Here is an 11,761-nt window from a genome sequence, read left to right as displayed (position 1 = left end):
TCGGCCCGGACCTGTGCGACAAGTTCTTCCGCGGCTACACCGCCAAGCAATGGGGCCTCGACCTGTCGGAGCTGTCGGCGGGGGTCGCTGCGCGCATCCCGACGCGCACCAACGACGACGATCGCTACTTCGCCGACACGTTCCAGTTCATGCCCGTGAACGGCTACACCAAGATGTTCGAGGCGATGCTCGACCATCCCAACATCGAGGTGCGCGTCGGCGTTGACCTGGCCGACGTCAAGGAGAGCGTCGAATACCGCCACATGGTCTATTCCGGCCCGGTCGATGCCTTCTACGACAACAAGTTCGGCAAGCTGCCGTACCGCTCGCTCGAGTTCCGCCACGAGCATCTCGACGAGGATCAGGTGCAGTCGGTCGGCACGGTCAACTTCCCCAACACGCACGACTATACCCGCACCACAGAGTTCAAGCACCTGACCGGTCAGAAGGCGCCCGGCACCTCGGTCGTGCGCGAATATCCGCAGGCCGAGGGCGATCCCTTCTACCCGATCCCGCGGCCCGAGAACGAGGCGCTGTTCAAGCGTTACCAGGCGCTCGCCGACGCGGAAACCGACGTGACCTTCGTCGGACGGCTGGCGCAATACCGTTACTACAACATGGACCAGGTGGTCGCGGCCGCACTCGCGACCGCGGACGGGTTGCTGAAGAAGGCGCCGGTCGCGGCATGACCCCTGCCCCCACCAGCAGCACGGCGGGCGAACCCAGCGTCGCCGCGGTCGTCGTGACCTTCAATCGCAAGGTGCTGCTGGTGGAATGCCTGCGCGCGCTGCTCGCGCAGACGCGTGCCTTGCAGCGCATCCTGGTGGTCGACAATGCCAGCACCGACGGAACGCCTGAGCTGCTGCGCGAGGAAGGGCTGATCGACGCGCCGGGCGTGCGCTACCTCAGGCTGGAGCACAACAGCGGCGGGGCGGGCGGCTTCCACGCCGGCACCAAGGCAGCGTACGACGAGGGCCACGATTGGCTGTGGCTGATGGACGACGACGCCGAGCCGGCGGTCGACGCGCTGGAGAAGATGGTGCCGTACTTCGGGCGCACCGGCGTGTCCGCGCTCGCCCCGATGGTGACCGACGCCGCGTGGCAGGACGAGTACATCGAGCCGCACCGCGGCATGCGCGTCGACGGCCAAATCGAGGGCGTGGTGCGCCCGCTGGAGCGCGCCGAGACCGCGGGCCGCGACGCGGTGGAGATCACGCACTGCTCGTTCGTCGGGCCGCTGTTCCCGCGTTCCACGATCGATGCGATCGGGCTGCCGATCCACGACTTCTTCATCCACTACGACGATTACGAGTACGTCCAGCGCGCGCGCCGGGTCGGCCCTACCCTGCTGGTGATGGACGCCAAGATCGCGCACAAGGAAGCGCGCAACAACAACCGCTACGAGACGCGTACCTTCATGGGGACCGCTGCGCAGCGGCCGAAATATGACAATCTCTGGCTGGCCTATTACGGGTATCGCAACATCACCTGGCTGACCAAGCGCGGCGGCAAGCCGGTGGATTATCTCCGCCTGGCCAAGCGTCACGTGCGCCAGCTGGCGGAAGTGGTGGCGTACGACGACCAGAAATGGCGGCGGATCGGCTTCTGGAACGCGGCGCTGATCGACGGGCTGACGGGCCGGTTCAGGAACGACAAGCCCAAGCAGTTGTTGAAGCGATAGTCGCGATGCCATAGCAATTGGGCGTGACCCGTTATCCTTCACGCCCGCTCAAGGTGTTGCTCGGCGCCGCGCTGCTCGCCCTGACCGGCGCGGTGTGCGCGGCGAATCCCGCCGGCTTCACCAATCCCGTGCTCGCCTCCGGCCCCGATCCGTGGATCGTGCGCCAGGGTAAGACCTATTACCTGATGGTCACCAAGGGCGACCGTCTGACGATCCGCAAGACGACCGACATCACCCGCGTGTCGTCGGCGCCCGAGGTCACCGTCTGGACACCGCCGAAGATCGGCCGCAACGCGCGCTCGATCTGGGCGCCCGAACTGCACCGCCTGGGCGGCAAATGGTTCATTTATTATACCGCCGCCAGCAGCATCCACGACGACAACCTGCACCGCGGCGTCTTCGTGCTGGAGAATAGCGGCCCCGACCCCACCCGGGGCCGCTGGATCGATCGCGGGCGCGTCAACACGCACTTCTCCGCGATCGACGGAACCGTGTTCGTGTACCGAAACAAGGGTTACTTCGTTTACTCGCTCCAGCTCGGCTCGGAGAGCCACCTGGCGATCGCGCCGATGAGCAATCCGTGGACGCTGTCGGCGCGCGAGGTGGTGATCGCCAAACCGACCTATGACTGGGAAAAGGCGATCTACCCGATCAACGAGGCGCCCGAGTTCCTGCTGGGGCCCAGGGGCGACCTGTTCCTGACCTATTCGGCGAGTGCCTGCACCAGCGACGATTACGCGATCGGATTGCTGTCGGCGAAGCCGGGCGCCGACCCGCTCGATCCCAAGGCGTGGACCAAGGCACCGCGCCCCGTCGTCACCCGCGCCGACAACGTGTCGGTGTTCGGCACCGGGCACAACGGCTTCTTCACCTCGCCCGACGGCCGCCAGCACTGGATGGTGTTCCACGCCAATCCGGGGCCGAGCCAGGGCTGCACTTCCGGGCGCGGGGTGTGGATCGAGCCGTTCCGCTTCGGCCCTGACGGCCGGCCGCGGTTCGTACAACCCTCGGGCAAGAACGACCGGCTCGCCCCGCCCAGCGGGCAAGCGGGCGGATCGGCGGGCGCGCGCTAGCCCGCGACGCTACCAGCGCGAGTCCGGGGTGAACGTCGCGGGTTCGGGCCGTCCGCCCTGCGCGCCCATCGCCCTGGTCAGCCAGCGCCGCGCCGGGCGTTCGAACAGCACCAGCGACGCCCAGGCGATCGGCAGCATCAGGAACGCCCCGAAAAGCACGAACAGGTTCAGCGACGTGCCGCTGAACCGCAGCAGCGTCGCGCCGATCCCGGTCAGCACCACCGCCTGCACCAGCGGGTGGAGCATGTAGAGCGAGTAGGTGAGCTGCCCGAGCGGCGCCAGGCGGCGCACCCAGCGCGACGACGGCTGCTCGGACGCCGCGATCCCCAGCAGCGCGACCGCGTAGACGATCGGGAGCAGCCACAGCTTGGGCCATGACAGCATGCAGCCGGCGATGAACACCAGGCAGACGAACCCCAGCCACCACGCCGCTCGCGGCAGCCGCGCCAGGCTGGAGCGGTAACCGAAGCTGACCATGCCGAGCATGAACGTGGGCAGCGCGCGCACCACGCCCCCGTTGAACGTCCATTCCAACCACGACCCGCCGCTGCGCGCGGACATCCAGGTCAGGCCTGCGATGATCGCGAGCGCGAACGGCAGCCCCAGCCAGCGCCGCGCGACGATCACGGCGAGCAGCGGGAACAGCAGGTACATGCCCATCTCCGCGCTGATCGACCAGCTGACGTAGTTGAAGGTCAGCGTCGAGCAGACGCCGAAGGCGTGGAGCAGCAGCAGGTTGGGCAGGGCGCAGTGCGTGTCGTAGATCTCGGGATGGTTGCTCGGCAGGTGCCCCGCCGCGTTCAGCACGCCGAACACCGCGAAGATCGCGAACGTCCCCCAGTGGAGCGGCGCCAGCCGCGCGACGCGCTTGGCCATGAACTGGCGGAAATCGCCGAAACCCGCGATGCGCCCGGCATAGACCGACGCGATCACGAAGCCGGACAGGAAGAAGAACAGGTCGACGCCCAGCGCGAACCCTTCGAGCCGCACGCGCAGCGCCTCGCTCGCCCAGGGTCCCAGGTCGAGCTGCTGCTGGAAATGGTACACGATGATCATGTACGACGACACGATCCGCAGCAGGTCGAGGTAGATCATGCGATCGGACTCGAGTTTCAGCGTCAGCAACTGCTTCAACGACATCGTACGCAAGACCCACCTTCGGCTGACCCGATGCGCCTAGGCGATGCCGGCACCCCGCTCAAGCATCCCGCTGAACCACCCCTCACCCCCCGCGCGGCGACCGACCACGCGAACGGCACCGCCGCGCCCGCGCTGCTTGTGCCCGGCCGCGCGCGCGATCATGTGGGCGCGATGAGCCAGCCCCTTCCCTCCCCCAATGATCCCGCGCCGCGCGTTTTCGCGGTGCTCGCCACCTATCGCGACCGCTCCGCGATGCTCGAAGCGGTGCTGGAGCGGCTGCGCGACGAGGGCGTGGCGCGCGCCGTGGTGATCGACAACGGGTCCGACTGGGGCGCCAAGGGTCCGGTCGCGCAGGCGCTGGCGGCGCGGTTCGGCGATTTCGTCGACGTGGTCGACATGGGAGGCAACCAGGGCTGCGCGCTCGGCTACGCGCGCGGCATGGAGCGCGCGGTGGAACTGGGAGCCGGGCTGATCTGGCTGATGGACGACGACAATCGCCCGACTGCGGGCAGCCTTTCCGCGCTGCTGGACGCGTGGCACGCCGAACAGGAGACGGTCGGCGCCGACCGGCTGGTGGTGAGCGCGGTGCGCGACGAGCATCACGCCGACGTGCTGGCGGGCGTGCCCGAGCGCCACCTAAAGATCCGCTGGGACAGTTTCGGCGGCTTCCACGTCCGCGATCTCGCCTATAAATTCTGGCGCCGCACGCGCTGGGGTCGCCCGTCGGGACAGGCGCCCGCGCGCGTGCGCGTCGACGTGACGCCGTACGGCGGGGCGATGTTCCACCGCTCGCTGGTGGCGCGCGTCGGGCTGCCGCTGCTCGATTTCTACCAGTACGGCGACGATATCGAGTGGATGTGGCGCGTGACGCGCGCGGGCGGGCGGATCGTGGTCGTCACCGCCGCGCGGATCGAGGACCTGGAGGAATCGTGGAACCCGACCGTGCAGCTGTCCAACCGCTTCAGCGGGCTGGTGGCGGGGGGAAGCGCATTCCGCACCTATTACGCGACGCGCAACGCGGCCTGGTTCGAGGCGAACCTGCGCACGCGCAACCGCGCGATGTTCGCGCTCAACCGGATGGTCTACCTGGGGCTGATCCGCCACTACGCGCGCCGCGCCGGCCACCCGGAACGCTACGCGCTGGTCCGCGAGGCAGTGGCCGACGCGCAGGCCGGCCGCCTGTCGATCAACCCGCGCTACCGCCTGCCCTGACGCGGGCGCACGCGCCGACGATGATGCGACGGCGAGAAACAGCACGCCGCCCCTGCCCTGCCGGCGCCGTGTAGGACAGCCCCTTGCCCGGTTTAGCGCCCTCGCCGAATGGTGTTTGCAATGATGGAAAGCGGACGTTCCGTCAGGCACATGTAATCGCATGTTCCGTGTAGCTGACATCCTTGCCGAAATTGAGCACGGCTACACAGAGCATAACCGATCGCCTTCAGACGGAGATATCCTGCGGTGGGCGGCAGGATCATGCGAGAACGAGCAGCGGCTCTATGACGAAATTGGTGCTGAGCTGGCACGCGGCTACCACGTACGACGCTACTCATTCGAGTTTTGCGATCGGGTAGTCAACGATCTCTATGGGTCGATGATAATCAAACAAGTGAACAAGCCATCGCGCGTTTGGCCGGAGCTTTTCTGGCGCGTATACCTAGCTTTCGACGCGGGCGAGCATCATAGCAAGCCCCACGCCGATCCGGTCTCGGAGTTCACCGACCCAGAAATTGCCGACATTGTGCGGGGTCTGACTGGGTGCGTCGAGGGGCGATAAAACGCCTCTACGAAACGTCCGCAACTGGGCGAGAGCGGACGTTCGTCGAGTGGCGGCGCGAATGTTGTTTGGTGGTTAGCGGACGCTGATGCGTGTCGTCTGTCGACGTCTCCAACGTTGCTGCACGCTCCATATCAAGAAGATCGGCCAACCGAACATCGAAAAGGCAGTGAGCCCGAGGAATGCGTAGGTGGCCACCTCTGAACGTGAAATCCATTCAGAGGCAGTTGACATCAAGAAACAGCAGCCGACGAACAGCGCGAAGGTAGCGGCTGCGAGAAGCGGCAAGCGGTTGGACATTCAGAGACACTTTCCGCTCGTTCTGTTCATCGATATCTGAGCTTAGGACCACGCCAAAGCAAAAGTAGCTGGATACAAACGTTCACCAGAAGAATGATCCAGCCGTATTCTTCGATCGCACGCACATCAGCCGACATGCAAAAGGCTACCGTTCCATAAACCGCTAGAGTGGCGAGCCAAGCGGCGTTCTCGAACTCACTCGGTGCTCGCGGGTACCACTCGTAGCTTCCTGACATGCGTTAAGGCTAGCATGTTCCCGAATATCCGCAATCGGGCGAGAGCGGACAATCGCCCTTCCCCGCCGATCATCGCGCAAGCGCTGCCCGTCGCCTACACCCCCGCCGGTGCGCGCGGGGGATAGCGCAGCATCAGCTTGATCGGCGCGGCGTAGATCTTCGCCAGCCGCTCCTGCCCCTGGCGGTTGGGGTGGATGCGGTCGGCGAACAGCGGCGACAATGCGGGGTCGACGCGGTCGCCGATCTCGGGGTCGCTCGCCACGTCGATCACCGTGTCGGCGCCGACCGCGTTGGCGCGCACCAGCTTGTTGTAGTCGACGCGCTCGCGCTCGTGCTGCGGATCGGACATCCAGCCGTCGTCGGCGCGCGGCAGGATGGTGTTCACCGCGACGTAGAAGCCGGCTTCCTGCGCCTTCGCGACGAACGGGCGCAGGATGTTCTGGTACAGGTAATCCGCGCTGTTGCCGCCCATCAGGTCGTTGGTGCCCTGCTCGATCAGCAGCACCGAGGCGTGGTTCGGATCGCGGTTGGGAAACAAATTCTTGTCGCGCTCGCCAAGCCCGGTCAGCATCCACTGCCCGCTGACGCTGACGTTGCGGACCTTGATGCCGGGCGGCAGCCCCAGATGCTCGATCGCGGCCCAGTCATCGGCGCCCAGCCCGACCCCGATGCTGTCGCCCGCCTGCACCAGCACGCCCTGGGTGGCCTCGCCCTTCATCGGTATGGGCTTGGCGCGCGCCGCGGGTGCGGGCAGCGTCGCATTGCCCATGCGCGCCGCGGCCGAGATCGCGGCCGCCTCGTCCGGGCTCGACGCGCTGCACCCGGCGAGCACGAGTGCGAGCGCCGCCAGCGCCGCACCGCCCTGCCCGCGGGCGCGGCGGCCGGAACGGCGAGCACGGAGGTCGGCGGTGAAAGCGAGCAGTGCGGTCATCGGGGTCGCTCCTTGGGGTGGGGCGCCGCGGCACGGCGCGCGTGGTTCGTCGGGCGCGCGGGGGACGCGCGCGTGCCCGGCTCGTCAGTCGCCGATCGGGCTCTCGCCGTGCTTGCGCAGCACGTCGTTGAACGCTTCCGCCATCAGCGCCTGGAGGCTGCGGCCCTGGCGCCTGGCGAGCATGTGCATCGCGAACGACATTTCGGGGGAGAAGAAGCCCGCGATCTGCTTGCGTCCCTGCCGGCTGGCGGGGCCGCGCGGCGGCTCGCCCTCGCCGGGCGGGAGCGACGCGGACGCGGATGCAGCCGGGGCTGGAGCGGGCGCAGGCGGCGCGGGCGCGCGCTCGCGCAGGTTGGCGAAGGAGGGCTTGCGGCTCATGAACGCGCCTTTCGTGCTGCTCGACGTGTCGACAGGCCGACCTGTCCACACATCCAGTCGTAGAGTTGGGTGATGTCCTGCGCCGCGCGGCCAGCGGGTTCGGTTTCCAGCACGCTCAACCCCTCGGCGCTGGCGTGGCGATAGGCGGCGCGGTCGGGCACGATCACCGGGCAGGCGGGCGTGCCGTAGGAGGCGACCAGCTCGCCCGCCTCGGCGTAGACGCGCGGCGCGTTGGGGGCGCCCGCGGTGAAGACGACGAACGCGGGGCGGCGCAGCAGCTGGACGAGCTTGGCAGTGGTCTGGATCGCGGACAGGTCGAACGCACTCGGCCGGCACGGGATCAGCACCAGGTCGGCGATCTCCACCGCGGCGCGCGCGGCGCTGTCGGCGTGGGGCGGCGTGTCGACCACGATCAGCTCGGCGCCCTGCCCGCGCGCGGCGGAGACCTTGGCGGCGAGCCGCGGCGGCGGGCTGTCGATCACCTCGGGCGGGCGATCCTGGCGCCACGCCGCCCATTGGCTCGCGGTCGCCTGCGGGTCGGTGTCGAACACCAGCGACACGCGCCCGGCCGCGTGCGCGGCCACGGCCAGGTTGAGCGCCAGCGTGGTCTTGCCCGCCCCGCCCTTCTGGCTGATCACCGCTATTGTCGCCATGCCGACCTTTCTACGTGTATACATGTGTGCGACGCGACCGGTCGACGTGTCGTGTCTTGCCCGACCGCGCGGGGAACGGCAATCCACATCGTGCGGCGTCGTGCCCGATCCGCGGCCGCGTCCCGTGTCGACATGTCGATGTCCATTTTCTGTATCCGTTGCCGCGCCACCATGGCTATACGCGCCCGGTTCGTAGCGTCAGCGAGGTCAGGTTTGTCCGCCCAACCCCCCGTCCAACTCATCAAGCCCCGCCGTTTCGGCGACGCCCGCGGCTGGTTCACCGAGGTGTATTCGGTCCCCGCCTTCGCGAAGCTCGGCATCACCTGCACCTTCGTGCAGGACAATCACTCGCTGTCGGTGCCGGCCTACACGCTGCGCGGGCTGCATTTTCAGACGCCGCCCCACGGGCAGGACAAGCTCGTGCGCTGCGTGCGGGGGCGCATCTGGGACGTCGCGGTCGACGTGCGCCGCGGCTCGCCGACCTACGGCCAGTGGGTCGGCGCGGAGCTCAGCGCGGAGAACGGGCATCAGCTGTTCATCCCCATCGGCTTCGCGCACGGCTTCGTCACGCTCGAGCCCGACTGCGAGGTGACCTACAAATGCTCGGACACCTACGCGCCGCAAGCCGATGGCGGCATCCGCTGGGACAGCGTCGGGATCGACTGGCCGATGCCCGCGGGCACCGCGCCCGAACTCAGCGTCAAGGACACGGGTTTGCCCGCGCTCGCCGACTTCGACAGCCCGTTCGCCTATGACGGCGTGCCCCTCGCACCCCTCGCCTGAAGGATAGTATTCGATGCGTATCTTCGTCACCGGCGGGGCCGGCTTCATCGGCTCGGCACTCGTCCGTCACCTGATCGGGCACACCGAGCACGAGGTGCTCAACTTCGACAAGCTGACCTACGCGGGCACGCTGTCGACCGTGGAGCGCGTCGCGGACTCGAACCGCTACCGCTTCGTGCAGGGCGACATCTGCGACGCCGATGCGGTCCGCGCGGCGATCACCGAGTTCAAGCCGGACGTCATCACGCACCTGGCCGCGGAGAGCCACGTCGACCGCTCGATCGACGGTCCCGGCGCGTTCGTCCAGACCAACGTCGTCGGCACCTACACGATGCTCGCCGAGGCGCGCGGCTACTGGCTGGGGCTGGACGAGGACGCGCGCGCGGCGTTCCGCTTCCACCACATCTCGACCGACGAGGTGTACGGGACGTTGGGCGAGACGGGGCTGTTCACCGAGGACACGCCCTACGACCCGCGCTCGCCCTATTCGGCGAGCAAGGCGGGGTCGGACCATCTGGTGAGCGCCTGGGGCCACACCTTCGGGCTGCCGGTGCTGATCACCAATTGCTCGAACAATTACGGGCCGTACCATTTCCCCGAGAAGCTGATCCCGCTGATGATCGCCAAGGCATTGGATGGCGAGGCGCTGCCGATCTACGGCAAGGGCGACCAGGTGCGCGACTGGCTGTTCGTCGAGGATCACGTCCGCGCGCTCCAGGCGGTGTTCGAGCGCGGCGAGGTCGGGCGCACCTACAACGTCGGCGGGCACAACGAGCGGCAGAACATCGAGGTCGTGCGCACGCTGTGTTCGATCCTCGACGAGCTGCGCCCGCGCGCCGACGGCCGCCCTTACGCCGAGCAGATGAGCGAGGTCGCCGACCGCCCCGGTCACGACAAGCGCTACGCGATCGACGCATCCCGCATCGGCGACGAGCTCGGCTGGTACCCGCAGGAAACGTTCGAGAGCGGCATCCGCAAGACGGTCGAATGGTACCTCGCCAACGAGGATTGGTGGCGACCATTGGTGGCGGCCAAGGCGTCCGAGCGCCGCGGGGTCGCGGCGTGAGCGCTGTCGACACGTCGACGGATCGACAGGACGACACGGCGATAGGTGCCATCCCCGCCGCGATACTGGTCACCGGCGCGAACGGCCAGCTCGGCACCGAGCTCCAGCGGCTCACCTGGCCCGCGGGCGTCCGGGTGGTGGCGATCGACGTCGCCGACCTCGACCTGACCGACACCGCGGCGATTGAGGCGCGCGTCGCGGCCGGGCACGACGGGCAGCCATTCGCGGCCGTCATCAACGGCGCGGCCTATACCGCGGTCGACAAGGCGGAGAGCGATCTCGTCACCGCCTGGGCGGTCAACGCGATGGCGCCCGCGGCGTTCGGCCAGGCGTGCGCGCAAGCCGGCATCCCGCTGGTCCAGGTGTCGACCGACTACGTCTTCGCCGGCGACAAGGCGGGCGCGTGGGAAGTCGACGACGCGGTCGCGCCCTTGGGCGTCTACGGCGCGTCGAAGCTCGGCGGCGAGCTGGCGGTGCGCACGAGCGGAGCCCGCCACGCGATCGTCCGCACCGCCTGGGTCGTCTCGGCGCACGGCAACAATTTCGTTAAGACGATGCTGCGCGTCGCCGCGACCAACCCGAGTTTGCGCGTCGTCGACGACCAGCGCGGTTCGCCCACCAGCGCGGCCGATCTCGCGCGGGCGCTCCAGACGATTGCGCTCCGGCTGATCGCCGACGCCCACGCGCCCACCGGCACGTTCCACTTCTCCAACGCGGGCGAGATCACCTGGGCGGGTTTCGCGCGCGAGATCTTCCGCCAGTCCGCGGCGCGCGGCGGTGCCTCGGCCGAGGTCGCGGGCATCACCACCGCCGAATATCCCACCCCGGCGAAGCGCCCGGCCAATTCGCTGCTCAGCCATCACGCGATCAGCGCGGCCTACGGCATCGCGCCCCGCCCCTGGCAGGACGCGCTCGGCGACATTCTGAACGACCTGATCGGAGACGTGAAGTGAAGGGCATCATCCTCGCCGGCGGCTCGGGCACGCGGCTCCACCCGGCGACGCTCGCCGTCAACAAGCAGCTGCTGCCGGTCTACGACAAGCCGATGATCTATTACCCGCTCAGCGTGCTGATGCTCGCGGGCATCCGCGACGTGCTGATCATCTCGTCGCCGGAATATCTCGACAACTACCGCCGGCTGTTCGCGGACGGCGCCGCCTTCGGCATCTCGATCAGCTACGCCGAGCAGCCGAGCCCCGATGGCCTAGCACAAGCGTTCACGATCGGCGCGGACTTCATCGGCGACGACGACGTCGCGCTGGTCTTGGGCGACAACATCTTCTTCGGCGCGCATCTGTCCGACCTGCTGGAGAGCGCGGTCGCGCGTAAAGGCGGCGCGACGGTCTTCTCCTACCAGGTCGAGGACCCCGAGCGCTACGGCGTGGTCGAGTTCGGCGAGGGCGGCCGAGCGGTCAGCCTGGAGGAGAAGCCCGCGCAGCCCAAGTCCAACCACGCGGTCACCGGGCTCTACTTCTACGACAACCGCGTCGTCGAGTTCGCGCGCAACCTGAAACCTAGCGCGCGCGGCGAGCTCGAGATCACCGACCTGAACCGCATCTACCTGGAGGCCGGCGACCTCTACGTCGAGCAGATGGGCCGCGGCTACGCCTGGCTCGACACCGGCACGCACGATTCCTTGCTGGAAGCCGGCGAGTTCGTCCGCACGCTCCAGCATCGCCAGGGCGTCCAGATCGCCTGCCTGGAGGAGATCGCGTTCGAGATGGGCTTCATCTCGGCTGAGCAAGC

General features: G+C 68.1%; 14 protein-coding genes. 10 read left to right on the top strand and 4 right to left on the bottom strand.

The window, feature by feature from the left end; all coding sequences use genetic code 11:
• From ACFDS6_RS06510 to ACFDS6_RS06500, 3 genes are all read left to right on the top strand, one after another.
• Positions 1–689 (top strand): UDP-galactopyranose mutase (locus ACFDS6_RS06510; protein ID WP_375271310.1); only part of this gene is annotated, 689 nt, incomplete at its 5' end.
• Positions 686–1,681, top strand: a complete 996-nt coding sequence (locus ACFDS6_RS06505) for a glycosyltransferase family 2 protein (protein WP_375271309.1) — start codon at positions 686–688, stop codon at positions 1,679–1,681. The genes ACFDS6_RS06510 and ACFDS6_RS06505, both read left to right, overlap by 4 nt.
• Before the next feature lie 23 nt (positions 1,682–1,704).
• Positions 1,705–2,754: a family 43 glycosylhydrolase gene (locus tag ACFDS6_RS06500; protein WP_375271308.1), complete on the top strand. Its 1,050-nt coding sequence runs from the start codon at positions 1,705–1,707 to the stop codon at positions 2,752–2,754.
• Between the two features lie 9 nt (positions 2,755–2,763).
• Here ACFDS6_RS06500 and ACFDS6_RS06495 read toward each other — a convergent pair whose 3' ends face one another.
• A complete protein-coding gene (locus ACFDS6_RS06495; RefSeq protein WP_375271327.1) occupies positions 2,764–3,894 on the bottom strand; it encodes an acyltransferase family protein in 1,131 nt (376 codons plus the stop codon).
• 171 nt (positions 3,895–4,065) lie between these two features.
• Here ACFDS6_RS06495 and ACFDS6_RS06490 point away from each other — a divergent pair, with 171 nt between their 5' ends.
• The 3 genes from ACFDS6_RS06490 to ACFDS6_RS06480 all read left to right on the top strand — a co-directional run bounded on the left by ACFDS6_RS06490 (position 4,066) and on the right by ACFDS6_RS06480 (position 6,008).
• Positions 4,066–5,106, top strand: a complete 1,041-nt coding sequence (locus tag ACFDS6_RS06490; RefSeq protein ID WP_375271307.1) for a glycosyltransferase — start codon at positions 4,066–4,068, stop codon at positions 5,104–5,106.
• 160 nt (positions 5,107–5,266) lie between these two features.
• Positions 5,267–5,668: a hypothetical protein gene (locus ACFDS6_RS06485; protein ID WP_375271306.1), complete on the top strand. Its 402-nt coding sequence runs from the start codon at positions 5,267–5,269 to the stop codon at positions 5,666–5,668.
• Between the two features lie 190 nt (positions 5,669–5,858).
• Positions 5,859–6,008, top strand: a complete 150-nt coding sequence (locus ACFDS6_RS06480) for a hypothetical protein (protein ID WP_375271305.1) — start codon at positions 5,859–5,861, stop codon at positions 6,006–6,008.
• 290 nt (positions 6,009–6,298) lie between these two features.
• Here the strand turns inward: ACFDS6_RS06480 and ACFDS6_RS06475 are convergent, their stop codons facing one another.
• From ACFDS6_RS06475 to parA, 3 genes are all read right to left on the bottom strand, one after another.
• Positions 6,299–7,135, bottom strand: coding sequence for an SGNH/GDSL hydrolase family protein (locus tag ACFDS6_RS06475; RefSeq protein ID WP_375271304.1), 837 nt, complete (start codon positions 7,133–7,135; stop codon positions 6,299–6,301).
• 84 nt (positions 7,136–7,219) lie between these two features.
• Positions 7,220–7,513: a ribbon-helix-helix domain-containing protein gene (locus ACFDS6_RS06470; RefSeq protein WP_375271303.1), complete on the bottom strand. Its 294-nt coding sequence runs from the start codon at positions 7,511–7,513 to the stop codon at positions 7,220–7,222.
• Positions 7,510–8,166, bottom strand: a complete 657-nt coding sequence (gene parA, locus ACFDS6_RS06465; protein WP_375271302.1) for a ParA family partition ATPase — start codon at positions 8,164–8,166, stop codon at positions 7,510–7,512. Before parA ends, ACFDS6_RS06470 begins: the two co-directional genes overlap by 4 nt.
• Before the next feature lie 213 nt (positions 8,167–8,379).
• On the opposite strand from parA, the gene rfbC reads away from it, so the two are divergent.
• The 4 genes from rfbC to rfbA form a co-directional block, all read left to right on the top strand.
• The gene (rfbC, locus tag ACFDS6_RS06460; RefSeq protein WP_375271300.1) at positions 8,380–8,949 is read left to right on the top strand and encodes a dTDP-4-dehydrorhamnose 3,5-epimerase; all 570 of its coding nucleotides are present in this window, start codon (positions 8,380–8,382) and stop codon (positions 8,947–8,949) included.
• Between the two features lie 13 nt (positions 8,950–8,962).
• Entirely contained in the window at positions 8,963–10,015 is a 1,053-nt protein-coding gene (gene rfbB / locus ACFDS6_RS06455) for a dTDP-glucose 4,6-dehydratase (protein WP_375271299.1), read from the top strand.
• Complete coding sequence (gene rfbD / locus ACFDS6_RS06450) at positions 10,012–10,968, top strand: dTDP-4-dehydrorhamnose reductase (RefSeq protein ID WP_375271297.1); 957 nt, start codon at positions 10,012–10,014, stop codon at positions 10,966–10,968. Before rfbB ends, rfbD begins: the two co-directional genes overlap by 4 nt.
• Positions 10,965–11,761: glucose-1-phosphate thymidylyltransferase RfbA (gene rfbA, locus ACFDS6_RS06445; protein WP_375271296.1), on the top strand; the 797-nt coding region annotated here is incomplete at its 3' end. The genes rfbD and rfbA, both read left to right, overlap by 4 nt.

This window comes from Sphingomonas sp. (assembly GCF_042095875.1).
Classification (GTDB): Bacteria; Pseudomonadota; Alphaproteobacteria; order Sphingomonadales; family Sphingomonadaceae; genus Sphingomonas.
Note: the sequence above shows the minus strand (reverse complement) of the source record. Positions and strands in the feature narration are given on the sequence as shown.

Excerpts from the sequence above, each read along its gene's own strand:
- rfbB (WP_375271299.1), top strand. The coding sequence starts at position 8,963 with ATGCGTATCTTCGTCACCGGCGGGGCCGGCTTCATCGGCTCGGCACTC.
- ACFDS6_RS06485 (WP_375271306.1), top strand. The coding sequence starts at position 5,267 with ATGTTCCGTGTAGCTGACATCCTTGCCGAAATTGAGCACGGCTACACA.
- ACFDS6_RS06470 (WP_375271303.1), bottom strand. The coding sequence starts at position 7,513 with ATGAGCCGCAAGCCCTCCTTCGCCAACCTGCGCGAGCGCGCGCCCGCG.
- ACFDS6_RS06490 (WP_375271307.1), top strand. The coding sequence starts at position 4,066 with ATGAGCCAGCCCCTTCCCTCCCCCAATGATCCCGCGCCGCGCGTTTTC.
- parA (WP_375271302.1), bottom strand. The coding sequence starts at position 8,166 with ATGGCGACAATAGCGGTGATCAGCCAGAAGGGCGGGGCGGGCAAGACC.
- ACFDS6_RS06495 (WP_375271327.1), bottom strand. The coding sequence starts at position 3,894 with ATGTCGTTGAAGCAGTTGCTGACGCTGAAACTCGAGTCCGATCGCATG.
- ACFDS6_RS06475 (WP_375271304.1), bottom strand. The coding sequence starts at position 7,135 with ATGACCGCACTGCTCGCTTTCACCGCCGACCTCCGTGCTCGCCGTTCC.
- ACFDS6_RS06505 (WP_375271309.1), top strand. The coding sequence starts at position 686 with ATGACCCCTGCCCCCACCAGCAGCACGGCGGGCGAACCCAGCGTCGCC.